General features: G+C 72.5%; 15 protein-coding genes. 9 read left to right on the top strand and 6 right to left on the bottom strand.

The window, feature by feature from the left end; translation table 11 throughout:
* Positions 1-96: 96 nt before the first annotated feature.
* The 4 genes from IE318_RS02515 to IE318_RS02530 form a co-directional block, all read right to left on the bottom strand.
* A complete protein-coding gene (locus tag IE318_RS02515) occupies positions 97-525 on the bottom strand; it encodes an ATP-binding protein (RefSeq protein ID WP_189895799.1) in 429 nt (142 codons plus the stop codon).
* On the bottom strand, positions 525-2,231 hold the full coding sequence (locus IE318_RS02520) for a SulP family inorganic anion transporter (protein ID WP_189895800.1): 1,707 nt from the start codon (positions 2,229-2,231) through the stop codon (positions 525-527). The genes IE318_RS02515 and IE318_RS02520 overlap by 1 nt, the downstream gene beginning before the upstream one ends.
* Positions 2,228-2,569 carry an ArsR/SmtB family transcription factor gene (locus IE318_RS02525; RefSeq protein ID WP_030166715.1) on the bottom strand — a complete coding sequence of 114 codons (342 nt, stop codon included), beginning with the start codon at positions 2,567-2,569 and terminating at the stop codon, positions 2,228-2,230. The genes IE318_RS02520 and IE318_RS02525 overlap by 4 nt, the downstream gene beginning before the upstream one ends.
* Positions 2,570-2,655: 86 nt before the next feature.
* On the bottom strand, positions 2,656-3,108 hold the full coding sequence (locus IE318_RS02530; RefSeq protein ID WP_189895801.1) for a hypothetical protein: 453 nt from the start codon (positions 3,106-3,108) through the stop codon (positions 2,656-2,658).
* Between the two features lie 216 nt (positions 3,109-3,324).
* Here IE318_RS02530 and IE318_RS02535 point away from each other — a divergent pair, with 216 nt between their 5' ends.
* Complete coding sequence (locus IE318_RS02535) at positions 3,325-4,476, top strand: MFS transporter (RefSeq protein ID WP_189896418.1); 1,152 nt, start codon at positions 3,325-3,327, stop codon at positions 4,474-4,476.
* 51 nt (positions 4,477-4,527) lie between these two features.
* On the opposite strand, the gene IE318_RS02540 is transcribed toward IE318_RS02535, so the two are convergent.
* Both IE318_RS02540 and IE318_RS44665 read right to left on the bottom strand, forming a co-directional pair.
* Positions 4,528-4,941: a VOC family protein gene (locus IE318_RS02540; RefSeq protein ID WP_189895802.1), complete on the bottom strand. Its 414-nt coding sequence runs from the start codon at positions 4,939-4,941 to the stop codon at positions 4,528-4,530.
* 163 nt (positions 4,942-5,104) lie between these two features.
* On the bottom strand, positions 5,105-5,320 hold the full coding sequence (locus tag IE318_RS44665; protein ID WP_229903317.1) for a universal stress protein: 216 nt from the start codon (positions 5,318-5,320) through the stop codon (positions 5,105-5,107).
* A 398-nt stretch (positions 5,321-5,718) separates the two neighbouring features.
* On the opposite strand from IE318_RS44665, the gene IE318_RS02550 reads away from it, so the two are divergent.
* The 8 genes from IE318_RS02550 to IE318_RS02585 all read left to right on the top strand — a co-directional run bounded on the left by IE318_RS02550 (position 5,719) and on the right by IE318_RS02585 (position 14,942).
* Positions 5,719-8,115, top strand: a complete 2,397-nt coding sequence (locus IE318_RS02550) for a glycoside hydrolase family 65 protein (RefSeq protein WP_229903318.1) — start codon at positions 5,719-5,721, stop codon at positions 8,113-8,115.
* Positions 8,116-8,395: 280 nt separating this feature from the next.
* Positions 8,396-8,971: an RNA polymerase sigma factor gene (locus tag IE318_RS02555; RefSeq protein WP_229903302.1), complete on the top strand. Its 576-nt coding sequence runs from the start codon at positions 8,396-8,398 to the stop codon at positions 8,969-8,971.
* A gap of 137 nt (positions 8,972-9,108) precedes the next feature.
* On the top strand, positions 9,109-9,756 hold the full coding sequence (locus tag IE318_RS02560) for a hypothetical protein (RefSeq protein WP_189895803.1): 648 nt from the start codon (positions 9,109-9,111) through the stop codon (positions 9,754-9,756).
* 103 nt (positions 9,757-9,859) lie between these two features.
* On the top strand, positions 9,860-11,413 hold the full coding sequence (locus tag IE318_RS02565; protein WP_189895804.1) for an ABC1 kinase family protein: 1,554 nt from the start codon (positions 9,860-9,862) through the stop codon (positions 11,411-11,413).
* A 93-nt stretch (positions 11,414-11,506) separates the two neighbouring features.
* Positions 11,507-12,406, top strand: coding sequence for an SAM-dependent methyltransferase (locus tag IE318_RS02570; protein WP_189895805.1), 900 nt, complete (start codon positions 11,507-11,509; stop codon positions 12,404-12,406).
* Between the two features lie 5 nt (positions 12,407-12,411).
* On the top strand, positions 12,412-12,879 hold the full coding sequence (locus tag IE318_RS02575; protein ID WP_030166687.1) for a membrane protein: 468 nt from the start codon (positions 12,412-12,414) through the stop codon (positions 12,877-12,879).
* Positions 12,876-13,919, top strand: coding sequence for a DUF2156 domain-containing protein (locus tag IE318_RS02580; protein WP_189895806.1), 1,044 nt, complete (start codon positions 12,876-12,878; stop codon positions 13,917-13,919). Before IE318_RS02575 ends, IE318_RS02580 begins: the two co-directional genes overlap by 4 nt.
* Before the next feature lie 42 nt (positions 13,920-13,961).
* Entirely contained in the window at positions 13,962-14,942 is a 981-nt protein-coding gene (locus IE318_RS02585; RefSeq protein WP_189895807.1) for a ferritin family protein, read from the top strand.
* Positions 14,943-14,949: the final 7 nt, after the last annotated feature.

Here is a 14,949-nt window from a genome sequence, read left to right on the forward strand (position 1 = left end):
GCGCTGTCGTCCAGACCGAATCCGGGCAGGCGCAGCGCCCGCTCTGCTGCCGTCACTGCTGCTCACGTAGCCACTCCTGTACACGGAGGTGCCTGTTCACAGGGGGAGGGTGATCCAGATGCTCTTGCCGTTGCCGTCGGCGTCGCCACGGACGACCGCGGTGCCGCCGAGGCCGAGGGTGAGCTCCATGACGGTCGCCAGGCCGCGCGTCGCGCGCCCCGCGCCGGTGACCGCTCCGTACAACGGCGGCTGGTACGGGTGCCGGTCGTGCACGGCGAAGGCGAGGCAGTCGGCGCCGGCCGCGTAGATCACGGTCACCTGGGGGGAGAGCACGGCGGCATGCCGGACGCTGTTGGTGACCAGCTCGCTCAGGATCAGCAGGGCCGGTCCGACCGTGGGGTGGGCTGGGTTCACCCCCCATTCGGCCAGGGCCTGCTCGGCGGTCCGCCGGGCCAGCCGTACCGCCGACGGCCGTGCCTGCACGGTCAGGACGTGCCGGTGGGGCAGGGTCTCCAAGGTGAGCATCACGCCTCCACGCGGGTGTGGACGGGCGGAGGTACCAGCACGCCCGCGCACTTCAGATAGGTGCGCGCGCCCTCGATCGCCTCGGGCGTGGTGGCGTACTCGCGTCCCTCCAGGCGCAGCAGTTCCAGCGCGCCGACGGACTCCAGGACCTGCCGCTGACCGGGACGTATCCCGGAGGTCATCACCGCGATCCCGCGCCGGTCCAGCTTCTCCACCGCGTCCTTGAGGACGAGGGCTCCGGTGGCGTCGACGGTGGTCACGCGGGACATGCGAAGGATCACCACGCGCACGTCGGCGACCTCGGCCAGCTCCAGCAGGAAGCGGTGGGCGGCGGCGAAGAACAGCGGTCCGTCGATGCGGTAGGCCACGATGTGCTCGGCGAGCAGGGCGTGCTCCTCGGCGCTGTGGTCGCCCCGGTCCAGCGGGACCTGGTCCAGGCGGGCCTGCTTGGCCACGGCCCGCAGCGCGAGGGCGCCCGCCACCACCAGGCCGATGATCACGGCGTACACGAGGTCGAGCGCGAGCGTCGCGACGGCGGTGAGGACGAGGATCAGGGCGTCGGATCGGGTCGCCCGGGCCATCGCCTTGATCGAGCCCACCTCGACCATGCGGACCGCGGTGGCCAGCAGCACACCGGCCAGCGCGGCGAGCGGGATCCGCGAGACCAGGGGCGCCGCCGCGAAGACGATCACGGCGAGGACCGCGGCATGGGTGAGGGAGGCGAGCCGCGAGCCGGCGCCGGTACGGACGTTGACCGCGGTCCGCGCGATCGCGCCGGTGGCCGGGACACCGCCGAACAACGGGGCGGCGATATTGGCCAGCCCCTGGCCGAACAGCTCCCGGTCGGGGTCGTGCCTCTGCCCGACCGTCATGCCGTCGGCCACGGACGCCGACAGCAGCGACTCCAGGGCGGCCAGCGCTGCCACCGCGACCGCCGGCGCGAGCATCGAGCCGAGGGCGCCCGGGTCCAGGAAGGCCAGGGAGGGGGCGGGCAGGCCGGAGGGCAGATCGCCGATCGGCCTGGCCGCGTCCAGCCCGGCGACCTGCGCGACGACGGTGGCCGCGATCACTGCGACGATGGAGAAGGGGACCGTGGGCCGCAGACGGGCGCCGACCAGCATGACGGCGGCGACCGCCAGGGCGAAGCCGGCGGCGGTCCAGTTCGGATTCTCGGCGGCCTCCCGTACGGCACGCCAGGCCACGAGCAGGACACGGTCGCCCTCGGGGTTGGGCACCCCCAGCGCGTTGGGGATCTGCTGCAGCCCGATCACGCAGGCGATACCGAGGGTGAAGCCCTCGACGACCGGCGCGGGCACGTACTGCATGTACTTCCCCGCCCTCAGCACGGCGAGCGCGACCAGCATCACGCCCGCCATCAGACCGACGGTCAGCACCCCGCCCGGCCCGTACTCGGCGACGATGGGCACCAGCACCACCGTCATCGCGCCCGTGGGACCGGACACCTGGAGATTCGAGCCGCCGAACACCGCCGCGACCGCCCCGGCGATCACCGCGGTGGCCAGGCCCGACTCGGCACCCAGCCCCGAGGAGACCCCGAAGCCGAGCGCCAGCGGCAGCGCCACGATCGCGACGGTGAGACCCGCGAGCAGGTCGCGGCGCGGGTCTCGCCGTACCTCCGCCAGGTCGGTACGGCCGGGCAGCAGCGCGGCGAACCGGGTCCCCGCCCGGCCGAGCGAGAACCTCATGACGCGCGGACCCCCGCGTCCCGCAGCTCGGCCAGCAGTTCGTGCCGCCCGGTGAGCATCTCGGTCAGGATCCGGCGCGCACACCGCATCAGGTCGGCGACATCCCCGCCCGCGAGCGCGTAGACGACCGTCGAGCCCTCGCGCCGGGAGGTGACGATGCCCGAGCGGCGCAGCACGGCCAGCTGCTGCGAGAGGCTGGACGGCTCCACCTTGACGGCGGCCAGCAGATCCCGCACGGGTGTCGGCCCGTCCTGGAGCAGCTCCAGGACCCGTATCCGTACGGGATGCCCCAGCATCCGGAAGAACTCTGCCTTGGCCTGGTACAGCGGTACGGACACGGACCCTCTGCTTCACCGACGGGCCCCGGCCGGGGCGCTCACAGAAGCTGCCCCACGACCATGTGCAGGCACAGCGGAATCAGCATCTAACGAATTGCGAAATCTCGCAATTCATTGAGTGTGCGGGGCAGTGGCCTGGCGCCGAACCGCACCAGGAACGCGAGGACGAAGAGGCCCTCGACGAGCAGCGACAGGGGACCGTACGGCGCCTCCCAGCCGTCCTCGTGATAGCCGTACGGCAGGCCGACCGTGCGGGACAGGGCGAAGCCGACGATCATGCCGAGGCTGACGAGCGCCCCGATGAGCCAGGCCGCCGCCGGGCGCTTCATGAACACCAGCCCCGCCGCCACCGCGAGCATGATCGCGCTGCCCACCACGAACAGGACGCCGATGTAGAACTTCTCCTCGAGATGATCGGGGACCATCAGGGTGTGCAACACGGCGTTGCCCACGGCGCAGCACGCCGCCGTGCCGGTCAGGACCGTGACGTCTTGGGCATGGGTGGAGTTCGGGACGTCTTTTGCATAGGTGGAGTTCAAGGGGACTCCTGCTGAGCACTGGAAGGGACTTCTTCGAGGGAATTCCTTCTGACGTTCATACGTGGCAGGGAGCCCGTCGGATTGCGGTGCGCGCCGGATACTGGGTTTCACCGCCCTGGACCGGGCCGGACCCGCCGCGGACGGAGGCGACGCATGACCGGCACACCCACCGCGCGGGAAGGCGCCCGGCACGACGGCGAGACCGCGGCGGCGCGGATGTGGCCGCTGTACGCGGCCGGGTTCACCACCGCCTTCGGCGCTCACGGCATCGCCGCCAACCTGGGCGGCCGGTCCGCCGACGCGGTCAGGTCCCTGCTTGTGCTCGGCGGGCTCCTCGCCCTGTACGACGCGGCGGAGGTGCTGCTCAAGCCGGTCTTCGGCAGCCTCGCCGACCGCGTCGGGACCCGCCCGGTCATCCTCGGCGGCCTCGTGGCCTTCGCGCTCGCCTCAGCCGCGTACGCCGTGGCCGGCAGCCCGCCATGGCTGTGGGCCGCGCGCCTCGGCCAGGGCGCGGCCGCCTCCGCGTTCTCCCCCGCGGCGTCCGCGACGGTGGCCCGGCTCACCCCCGCCGCCACCCACGGCCGGGCATTCGGCAGCTACGGCTTCTGCAAGTCCATCGGCTACACCGCGGGTCCGCTCCTGGGCGGCGTCCTGGTGTGGGCGGGCGGGCTGCGCCTGCTGTTCGGCGTCCTGGCCGTGCTCGGCACGGCGGTGGCCCTCTGGGTGGCGGCAGCCGTCCCGCGCGTGCCGCCCCTGCCACGCCGGCGCCAGACGCTTCTCGACCTCGCGCGCCGCCTGGCCGATTCCGCCTTCCTCGGCCCGACCGGCGCCCTGGCGGCCGCCACCGCCGCGCTCTCCGCCGGCGTCGGTTTCCTGCCCGTCTCCGGCGCCGCCGCCGGACTCGGCACCATCACCACCGGGGCGGCCGTCTCCGTTCTCGCGCTGTGCGCGGCCGTGGTCCAGCCCCGCGCCGGCCGCGCCCTGGACGCCGAACGCCTGACCGTGCGCACCGGGCTGGCGGCCGGACTCGCCGTGACCGCCGCCGGACTCGCGGCCGCGACGCTGCCGGGCCCGGCCGGCGTACTCCTCGCCGCCGCCCTCATCGGCACCGGAACCGGCGTGATCACACCGCTCGGCTTCGCCGCCCTGGCGGCGGCCACCCCCGCGGAGCGCCTCGGCCAGACCATGGGAGCCGCCGAACTGGGCCGCGAACTCGGCGATGCCGGCGGCCCGCTGATCGTCGGCGCCGTCGCCGCCACCGCCACACTCACCTGCGGATACGCCGCGCTGGCCATCCTGTTGGCCGCCGGGCTGCCGCTGCTCGCCCTGGCCCACCGCACGGCAGCATCGCGATCACCGGGCAGGTGACGGCGTTGGCCACGCCTTCGGCCGGCTGCCCGGCGGCGCCACGACGTCCCGTCAGCTCTGCGGGCCGGTGATGTCGACCATCCACGGAATGCCGAACCGGTCCGTGCACATGCCGAACACATCGCCCCACATCTGCGTCTCCAGCGGCACGGCCACGGAGCCGCCGGCGGACAGCTTCTCCCAGTAGCCGCGCAGGTCGGCGTCGTCGTCGCCGCTCAGGCTCACCGTGATGTTGGTGCCGGGGGTGTGCTCCATGCCGGGCGGGATGTCGGCAGCCATCAGTGTGAAGCCGCTCGGGGTCTCCAGCATGGCGTGCATGATCCGGTCGGCGTCCGCGCCTCCCGGCTGGCCGACGTCACCGTACGTGTTGAGGGCCAGGGTGCCGCCGAAGACGTCCTTGTAGAACTCCATCGCCTGCCGGGCGGTGCCGTCGAAGCTGAGGTAGGGGTTGAGACGGGATGCCATGAGCGCCTCCTGAACGGGGCCGAGGGTCACTTGCGGGCACAGTAACGCGGACCACTGACAACGGCCCGTGGACGCGGCACCGGGTGTCACGAAGCGCTGATGGATCCCAAGTTGACGGTGCGGGGGCACCATCACCGGATCACCGGATCACCGGATCACCGGATCAGCGGGCGTGGCCGTCGAAGGCGTGGCCGTCGTGGTCATGCCGGACCACCACCACCGGGCAGGCCGTGTGCCGGGCGCGGTGCCGGCTCACCGAGCCCGGCATCGCCCGGGCGAAGCCGCCGCGTCCGCGGCCGCCCACGACGAGGAGTTCCGCCCCTTGGGACGCCCGGATCGGCACCTCGGACGGATCGCCCTCGACGAGGTGTTCCTCCAGATGCGCGGGGCGGCCGGCCGCGAAGACGTCGCGGAGCTCCTCCGCCGCAGCGCGGCGTACGACGACGGCGAACCGTTCAGACCCACGACCACCCGGCTTCGCGGTCCCGAGAACTGCATGGCCACCTCACTCAGCAGTCGCTGTGTCTACGCCCACGCTGCACGGCGCGTCCCGGCCCCCGCCGTCCGGGGACCGCCGCCCGCACCCGAGCCGCGCCCGCTCCCGGCCGGGCCGCCCTCGCGTCCGGGCGCAACGGATGCGACGGTGACAACGGGACCACGTGCCGCCGCACGAGGCGGCCGGCCGATGAAGACGCGCCGGGACGACGAAGAGCGGCGGGACGAGGAAGAGCAGCGGGACGAGGAAGAGCGGCGGGACGAGGACGGAGAGGGCCGGTGATGGCGGTGACGGCGGTGACGACCACCCTGACGGCCGAGACCTGGGAGTACGAGGGCTACGACCCTGCCCAGGAGCGCCTGCGGGAGGCGCTGTGCACGCTGGGCAACGGCTGCTTCGCCACCCGCGGGGCCCTGCCGGAGTGCGACGCGGACGGCGTGCACTACCCGGGAACCTATGTGGCGGGCTGCTACAACCGGCTCACCTCCGAGGTCGCGGGCCGTCAGGTCGAGAACGAGGACATGGTCAACCTGCCCAACTGGCTGCCGCTGCGCTTCCGGCTTGCGGACGGCGACTGGCTCACCCCGGACACGGCGACCGTCCTCGAGCACCAGCAGATCCTGCACGTGGACTGCGGTCTCCTGGAGCGCCGTACCCGCTTCGGGCTCGGGGAGGGACGGGCGCTGACCGTGCGCCAGCAGCGGATCGTGCACATGGCCGATCCGCATCTGGCCGCGCTGCGCACCGAGTTCACCGCCGAGGGCTTCACGGCGGACCTCGAGGTCGAGGCGGCGATCGACGGGGGCGTCACCAATGCCGGGGTGCCCCGCTACCGGGACCTGGACGGCCGTCACCTCACCCATGTGCACACCGGCTCGGCCGAGCCCGGCACGGTGTGGCTGCGCTGCCGCACCCGTACCTCCGACATCCGGATCGGCATGGCCACCCGGCTGACCGGCGGCGGACCGGTCACGACCCGGCACGAGCATCCGCGCGCCGTCCAGATGGTGCGCCTGCGAGTGGAGCCCGGCAGCACCGTCACCGTCGACAAGACGGCCGTGGTGCACACCTCGCGCGACCCGGCCATCAGCGACCCGCGGTGCGCCGCGACCGAACGGGTGGAGACGGCGCCCGGCTTCGACGACCTGCTGCGCAGCCACCGGGCGGCCTGGGACCAGCTGTGGCGCTTGACCGAGATCGACGTCCCCGGTGAGCCGGGTCGCATCCTGCGTCTGCACCTGTTCCACGTGCTGCAGACCCTCTCCCCGCACACCGCGGACCTGGACGTCGGCGTGCCCGCCCGCGGACTGCACGGTGAGGCCTACCGGGGGCACGTCTTCTGGGACGAGCTGTTCGTCCTGCCGTATCTCAACCTGCACCTGCCCGAGGTCTCCCGCGCCCTGCTGCACTACCGCCACCGGCGCCTGACACAGGCCTGTTCGGCGGCGCGCGCGGCCGGCCGGCGGGGCGCGATGTATCCGTGGCAGAGCGGCAGCGACGGCCGGGAGGAGACGCAGCGGCTGCACCTCAATCCACACTCCGGGCGCTGGCTGCCGGATCACTCGCACCTGCAGCGGCACGTCGGCTCGGCCGTCGCCTACAACGTGTGGCGGTACTGCGAGGCGAGCGGCGACGCCGATTTCCTGCACACTCAGGGCGCCGAGATCCTCCTTCAGGTCGCCCGCTTCTGGGGCGACTCGGCCACCTGGGACGAAGGCCTCGGGCGGCACCGCATCCTGGGCGTGATGGGCCCCGACGAGTATCACGACGCCTACCCGGACGCCGACCGGCCCGGCCTCGACGACAACGCCTACACCAACGTCACGGCCGCCTGGGTGCTCGCCCGCGCCCTGGAGCTGCTGCACGCCCTGCCGGAGCCGCGCCGGCGCGAACTCGTCGAACGCACCGGCCTCGACGACGCGGAACTGGAACAGTGGGAGGAGATCTCCCGCACGCTGTACGTGCCCTTCCACGACGGCGTCATCAGCCAGTTCGAGGGATACGGCGACCTGGAGGAACTCGACTGGGCCGGCTACCGCAGGCGCTACGACGACATCCGCCGCCTGGACCGGATCCTGGAGGCCGAGGACGACACCGTCAACCGCTACAAGGCGTCCAAGCAGGCCGATGTGCTCATGCTCGGCTACCTCTTCTCGCCCTGCGAACTGATCGCGCTGTTCGGCCGGTTGGGCCACCACCTCGACGAGGCACTCTGGCAGCGCACCGTCGACCACTACCTGGACCGGACCAGTCACGGCTCAACCCTCAGCGGCCTGGTGCACGGCTGGGTGCTCGCGCGCTGCCGCCGCTCCGAGGCATGGACCTTCGTCCAGGAGGCCCTGCGCGGCGACGTCGCCGACCTGCAGGGCGGCACCACCGGTGAGGGCATCCACCTCGGTGCCATGGCCGGCACCCTCGACCTGGTCCAGCGCGGACTGCCCGGCCTGGAGACCCGCGAGGGCGCGCTCCGGCTCGATCCCGCCCCGCTGCCGGAGCTGTCCTCCTACGGCTTCTCCCTTCGCTACCAGGGTCACTGGGGCGTCCGGCTGCGACTGGAGCACGGCCGGACGGAGATCGCCGTGCCCCACTCCGACCGCTCACCGATCGACGTCCGCGTGGCCGACCGGGCCGTCCAGGTCCGGCCGGGGGAGACGTGCCACGTGGAACTGCCCGAGTGATGCGGCCGTACCGTCCGTGATGCCGGTACGGCCGGTGAGGCCGGCCCTCGCGCCCCGGCCGTGTGTCCCGGGTTCCGTCACGCTTTCCCCAGTGCTGGCACGTTTCCGCGTCTGCCGGTACGTTTCGGCTGGCCGGATTTATTCGCCAAGGGTTTCTGGAAATCGACCCCACGGCCTCTTTCCTCCGTGAGATTAACACAAAGCGGAACGCCGCGTACCGCCGTCTGGCCATCTTCACGCGGATGAGTGGACGTCCCCTTCCCTTGTTTGCTGATGTCCCGTGCAGGACATTTTCCGGGGTGACGGGCGGAGGGATTTCGTGGACTGTTCTGAAGAGCTCAATCGTGCAAAAGAGTTTCAGCGAGAATTCTCCTGGGATGTCATCGCCGGCCACCGTGAACGCCTGATGCGACTGGTCCGCCGCCGGCTGCCGAACGCCCAGGACGCGGAGGACTGCGTACAGGAGGCGATGCTCCGGGCTGCCGCGCACGGCAACCTCGACCGCGAGCGAATCGGGCCCTTTCTGACCTCGGTCGCCCTGCGTCTGTGTGTCGATCACTACCGCGAGCAGGAACGACGCCATCGGTTGCTGCGCCGCGCGGCCGAGGCGCGCGTTCCCGAACTGCCGGACGAGGGCGTGTGCGACCAGGACTTCGGGCGCTGGCTCCTCGGACAGGTCGATCTGCTGCGCGGACGGGAGCGCCAGGTGGTGCTCGCCCGCGCCCAGGGGATCTCCACGCTGGAATTCGCGCGCATGCACCAGATCTCGGTCAAAGCCGCCGAGGGTGCTTTCACACGGGGTCGGGCCCGGCTGCGCCTGGTGTGCGCCCGCGCACTGGACGGCGTCATGGCCTGAAGGGGGGCGCGAGGAATCCGACTTGAATCCACTCCCGGGGTCACGTGAAATTCTGCGGCATCGGCCCCTGGATTCTCGAGAGCAATTACGTGATGGCACCCCTTTTATTCCGAGGGGCAAAAGAAAGGGAAACGGCCGTGGGTAAGAACAACACCCAGGACACCATCAAGGACCTCATCGGCGACATCGCCGACAGCACCAAGAAGGCATTCGACGAATTGCTCGACCGGAAGGACGACGACCGCAACTCCGGCGACTGGCTCGGTGCCCTGAACCCCTACCAGGCGCTCACCGGGCTGCCCGGCGACGTCCTCCGGACGGTCAGCGCGCTCTCAGCCCTGGGCGGAGTGGCCAACCCCGTGGCCGCGCTGGCCAACGCCGCCAATGCCGCGGCCGGGGGCGGCGCCAACCCGCTCGCCGTGCTGACCGGCGCGGGCGGCAACCCGCTGGCGGCCGTCGCCGGCGCCGCCAACCCCCTCGCGGCCCTCGCCCCGGCGGCCGCCAACCCGCTCGGCGCCCTGACCGGCGCGGCGGGTGCCGCGAACCCGCTCGGGGCCCTGTCGGGCGGTGCGAACCCCCTCGCCGCGCTCGGCCAGGTCGCGGGCGGCGCCGCCTCGGCCGTCTCGGGAGCGGCGGACGTCGCCTCGGGGCTGGCCCAGCTGCCGGGCCAGCTCGCCCAGCTCACCGAGCTCGTCGCCAACCTGGCGAGCGTGCTGGAGAACGTCCAGAAGGTCGCCGGGCCGCTCGCCGGCGCAACCACGCCCGCCGCCCGCAAGGGCAGCTGAACCCGTCCCCGGCGCCCCGCGCACACCGGGCGGACACACCTCCCGCCCGGTGCAGGACCGGCAGAACCGACATGTCCCGTCAGACATCAGGAGGTTGCGGCACATGAGTGCCCCGCTCGGCAGCCGGCTACGGCTGGTGGTGAAGGTGCTGGGAAGCCTCGTCACCGACGAGGTCGGCCAACTGGCGCGATCCCGTCGGCAGTCCGGACGGGACCGGGCCTCCCCGGACGCGGACGCGCGCCCCGGCGAGGACGGGGCCCGCCGCGCGCGAGCGGTCCGCCAGGCCCTGGAGAGCCTCGGCCCGTTCTACGTCAAACTCGGGCAGATCCTGTCCACCCGCCCCGACATGGTGCCCCCCACCATGATCGCCGAACTGCAGAACCTCCACGACCAGGTCGACGTCCAGCCGTTCTCCGTCTTCGAACCCGTGCTGGCGCAGGAACTCGGCCCGGACTGGAAACTGTGCTTCGACGACGTCGACACCACCCGCCCGCTCGGCGCCGCCTCGCTGGCCCAGGTCTACCAGGTGCGGCTGCCCGGTGGACGGCCCGCCGTCATCAAGGTCCAGCGCCCCGGCATCCGGGACGCCGTACGCGCCGACATGGCCCTGATGCGCAAGGCGTCGCGGATCGTGGCGCGCACCGCACCCCGCTTCAACGAGGTCATCGACGTCGAGGCGATGCTCGACTCCATCTTCGACGCCATGGAGCCCGAACTCGACTTCACCGGCGAGGCCCGCAACATGGACGAGGCCCGCGAGAACATCCGCCGCTACCCGACCCTTGAGGTGCCCCGCGTCGTGCACGCCACACCCAAGGTGCTGGTGCAGTCGCTCGCGCCCGGCAGCTCCGTGCGCCACGTCGACCGGCGGATGTTCAGCGAGCGGGAGCGCATGGACATCGGCAAGGACCTGCTGCGCTTCATGTACCGGGGCTACTTCGTCGACCGGATGTTCCACGCCGACCCGCACGCCGGCAACGTCTTCGCCCAGCCCGGCGGCCCGGCCACCCTCATCGACTGGGGCATGGTCGGCCGGCTCGACCGGCGCACCAGCCTGCGGCTCCTGCCGCTGCTGATGTCCATCGCGCAGAACGACGGCCACGGGCTGGCCTGGGCCTGGGCGGACATGGGCCGGGTCACCGCCTGGTCCAACCTGCCTGCCTTCGCCTCCGACATGGCCGCCCTGGTGCCCAAGGTCGCCACCGCCTCCCTGGAGGACATCAACTTCGGGGTGTCCCTGACCACCGTCCTGGAGAAGGCCACCCGACGGGGCATCGGATCCGCGCCGTCCATCTCCCTGCTCGGCAAGTCCTTCGCCAACCTCGAAGGGTCGGTGCGCTGCCTGGCACCGGACATCGCCCTCGCGGAGGTCTTCAAGGCGGAGGTGCGCGGCATCATCGTCTCCCTGCTGCGCGAGTACTTCTCCCTCGACCAGGTCGCCCGCAACACCATGGACCTGCTCACGGCCGTGACCTCCGGCCCCGAGCAGTGGCGCGGGGTGCTCGCCGACGCCGCCAACCGCCGCTTCGCCCTCCAGGTCAACGAGCCGTACACCCCCGCCGCCATGGGCGGTCAGCGCCCGTGGTCGCCCTCGCGCGGCCTGATGGCGCTGGGCGCGGCGGCCCTCCTGCTCGACCGGCGCCGCTCGCCGCGCTGACCTCGCGCCGGCCATCGGCCCGGCACACGCACCTCGCGCCACGACGCGACGTACCAGCTCCCTCGTACCACTTCCCGCGAAGGATCCCGACGCATGCCCAACTTCCCTCAGCACGACGACACCTCTCACGGGCACGAGAGCGCGCCGTCACCCGCCGACGCGCTCGACGGCGTCTCCGGGACGGCCCTGTGGACCGTCCGGATGCGGGCCCAGGAGTCCGTCCGGGCCGACGCCCTCTTCGAGGATCCGCTGGCGGCCGAGTTCCTGGCCCGCGCCCGGAAGGCGGGCAGCCCGCCGGGCAGAGGTGTGCTCCAGCAGGTACTGCCCGACTGGCTGGCGGTACGCACCCGGTTCTTCGACGACCACCTCCTCGCCGTCACCCGCGCGGGCCGCTCGCAGGTGGTCCTGCTGGGGGCGGGGCTCGACACCCGCGCCCACCGGCTCGACTGGCCCGCGGGTGTCCACCTCTTCGAGGTCGACCTGCCGGCCGTGCACGCCTTCAAGGAGCGGATCGTCGCCGGCCACCCCCCGGCCGTCGCCCGCCGCGTCCCGGTCGCCGCCGACCTGCTCGCCGACTGGCGCGGCCCGCTGCTCTCCGCCGGGTTCGACCCCGGCCGGCCCACCGCCTGGCTGTGCGAGGGACTCCTGTTCTACCTGGCGCCCGAGGCCGTGGACCGGCTGGTCGCCGTCGCGAGCGAACTGTCCGCACCCGGCAGCACGCTGGGCGCCGAGTGCCTGAACGCCGACGCCGCCGACTCGCCCTTCGTCCGCCCCTGGCTGGAGGCCCTGTCCGGCTCGGGCACACCGTGGGTGTGGCACCTCGCCGACGCCGACCACTGGTGGGGCGAGCGCGGCTGGCAGGCTCAGGTCGCCGACCTGCTCGCCCTGCCGTACGCCGTCGAGCGCTTCGCCCCCCACCTGGCCGCCCATCCCGGCCTGGAGAAGCAGAGCATGCTCCTGGTGACCGCCACCCGGCCGGCCGGCGGACGGTGACCGCGATGGACGGCCACAACCTCTGCCAGACCCCCACCACCTACCGGCTGCTGCGCCTGGAGTACCTGCTCGGGCTGTTCGTGGCCGCCGGGTTCTTCCTCGCCCACCTCGCCGAGGTGCGCTGGTGGGTCGCCGCCGTGCTCTTCCTCTACGTCGACCTCATCGGCTACGTCCCCGGCGCCGTCGCCTACCACCGCAGTCCCGACCGGCGCATCCCCCGCGTCTACTACGTGCTCTACAACACCATGCACAGCCTGAGCGTGCAGGGCGCCGTCCTCGGCGCCTGGGTCCTGCTGCACGGCTGGGAGTGGGCGCTGCTGGTGCTGCCGATCCACCTCTTCGGCGACCGCGCCCTGTTCGGCAACTTCGTCAAGTCCTTCACCGTGTCCTTCGAACCCCGCCCGCACCCCTCGGTCCAGTCCGCGCTGCGGGACTTCGCCTCCGTACCCTGGCACCAGGCGGCCACCCGATGAGCACCCGGCAGGCACGCCCGACACCGCGGCCCCCGCGGGCCCTCACCGACCACGAGGCCTACGCCATGCTGCGCCGCCACGCCGGCCACAGCAGCGCCTTCCTCGCCCTGAACGCGGGCAACCACCGCTTCCGGGGGGCCGGCATCGACGGATTCGTGCCCTACCGGGAGGGCGGCCGACGGCACCTGTTCGCGCTGGGCGGACCGGTCTGCGCCGCGCGCGACCAGGAGCTGCTGCTCACCGCCCTGCTGGCGAAGGCCGCGAGCGACGGCCGCAGGGTCACCGCCGTCCAGCTCTCCCGCACGGCGGCCGAACTGCACGCCCGCCACGGCTTCACCGTCAACCAGTTCGGCGCCTCCTTCAGCATCCACCTCGACGGCTACGGCCTCGGCGGGCAGCGCATGGTCAAGGTGCGCAACATGGTCAACCGGGCGCGCCGGGAGGGCGTGACCGTCACCGAGGTGACCGCCGCCGAGCGCGACGGACCGATCGTCACCGCCGCGCTCGACGCCGTGGACCGGGCCTGGCTGCGGGACAAGGGCCGCCATGTGAAGGAACTGGACTTCCTCATCGGCGAACGCGGCGGCCCCGGGGCACCGCACCGTCGGCTGTTCACCGCCCGGCACGCCGGACGGACGGTCGCCTACGTGTCGTACTCGCCCGTCTTCGGCGAACGCGCGGGATGGCTCTACGACCTGACGCGGCGCCGGCCGGAGGCACCGCCTGGCACCGTCGAGCTGGTCTTCGCCACGGCGCTGCGCCGCTTCCAGGACGAGGACTGCGCCTGGCTGCACCTGGGCTTCACCCCCTTCGTGCAACTCCGTCGGGACGCCTGCGACTTCGGGCCCACCAGCGGTGCGCTGCGGCGCTGTCTGGAGCTGGTGGCGGCCAAGGGCCGGGCGATCTACCCGGCGGCCACCCAGGAGTCCTTCAAGCTCAAATGGCGGCCGCAGCAGATCGAACCGGAGTACCTGGCCTTCCAGGGCGGAGTGACTCCCGGCGCCGTATGGCGCCTCATGCGGCTGACGAAGGCCGTCTGAGACCGCGCGGCGCCCGCCTCCATCGTGATCAGAAAGGCAGACATGACCACATCCATCGCCCACGACCCGGCCCGTGCCACCGAGATCCCCGCCGAGGCCGACCGGAACCGGGCCCCGAGCCTGCTCGACGGCGCACTCCACGCCGACCTGACACCGGAGGGCTGCGACCTCGGCTACTGGTTCCGCGCCGTGCCCGAGGGCACGCTCGCCGGGGACCCCATGGGCCGCACCCCGGACGTCACGGTCCCGGACCACATGCTGCGCGAAGGACCCCTGCGGCAGGCGGTCATGCAGGAGCTGGCCTTCCGCTCCATGGCCGAGGAGAAGGCCGCCCGCGCCATCTCCTACCTGGTCGCCCACGCCCCCGACCTCGCCGGCATGGACTTCTACACCACCCAGCTGATGGACGAGGCCCGGCACGCCTACGCCTTCCGTGGCCACCTTCTCGAACTCGGTGTCCAAGAGCGTGAGTTGGAGACGGTCATGGAGGACCTCGCCGGTGCGGACCGGGACGCGATCCTCGCGCCGCTGGAGGAGTTCGGGCTCCGCGTCCTGCGGGACGAGCGCGACTACATCGGCGGAGTCATCACGCTCACGGTCCTCGTCGAGGGCGTGCTCGCCCCCACCGCGGAGCTCAGCGAGCGCAAGTGGTGGCCGTTCGACCCGGCCGCCGCCCAGATCGAGCGGGCCGCGGGCATCGACGAGATCCGCCACCTCTCCGTCGGCACCACCGTCGTCCGGCGGCACCTGGAACGCCACCCCGAGGACCGGGAGCGCATCGGCGAACTGATCACGCGGGGCACGGGGCTGTGGTCCGGGCTGCCGGTACCGGAACTGACGCTCCGGCGCGAACAGCTCTACCAGCAGGGCCTGGAGGAGCACCGGGACCTCGCCGGGGCGTACGAGGTGTGGCCGGGTCGCCGACTGGCCGACACCACCGCCGAGGAGCGGATGCTGACCGCCGCCGAGTGGGCCCAGAACACCCAGCGGGCACGCCTCGCCGACATGGGGCTGGCGCCGTGAGGCGCGC

It is taken from the genome of Streptomyces spiralis (genome assembly GCF_014654675.1).
GTDB lineage: Bacteria > Actinomycetota > Actinomycetes > Streptomycetales > Streptomycetaceae > Streptomyces > Streptomyces spiralis.

What these genes read in the sequence shown, in the direction of transcription:
- IE318_RS02570 (WP_189895805.1), top strand. Translation starts at nt 11,507, where the DNA reads ATGCCCAACTTCCCTCAGCACGACGACACCTCTCACGGGCACGAGAGC.
- IE318_RS02515 (WP_189895799.1), bottom strand. Translation starts at nt 525, where the DNA reads ATGCTCACCTTGGAGACCCTGCCCCACCGGCACGTCCTGACCGTGCAG.
- IE318_RS02535 (WP_189896418.1), top strand. Translation starts at nt 3,325, where the DNA reads ATGTGGCCGCTGTACGCGGCCGGGTTCACCACCGCCTTCGGCGCTCAC.
- IE318_RS02565 (WP_189895804.1), top strand. Translation starts at nt 9,860, where the DNA reads ATGAGTGCCCCGCTCGGCAGCCGGCTACGGCTGGTGGTGAAGGTGCTG.
- IE318_RS02580 (WP_189895806.1), top strand. Translation starts at nt 12,876, where the DNA reads ATGAGCACCCGGCAGGCACGCCCGACACCGCGGCCCCCGCGGGCCCTC.
- IE318_RS02585 (WP_189895807.1), top strand. Translation starts at nt 13,962, where the DNA reads ATGACCACATCCATCGCCCACGACCCGGCCCGTGCCACCGAGATCCCC.
- IE318_RS02550 (WP_229903318.1), top strand. Translation starts at nt 5,719, where the DNA reads ATGGCGGTGACGGCGGTGACGACCACCCTGACGGCCGAGACCTGGGAG.
- IE318_RS02540 (WP_189895802.1), bottom strand. Translation starts at nt 4,941, where the DNA reads ATGGCATCCCGTCTCAACCCCTACCTCAGCTTCGACGGCACCGCCCGG.
- IE318_RS02575 (WP_030166687.1), top strand. Translation starts at nt 12,412, where the DNA reads ATGGACGGCCACAACCTCTGCCAGACCCCCACCACCTACCGGCTGCTG.
- IE318_RS02520 (WP_189895800.1), bottom strand. Translation starts at nt 2,231, where the DNA reads ATGAGGTTCTCGCTCGGCCGGGCGGGGACCCGGTTCGCCGCGCTGCTG.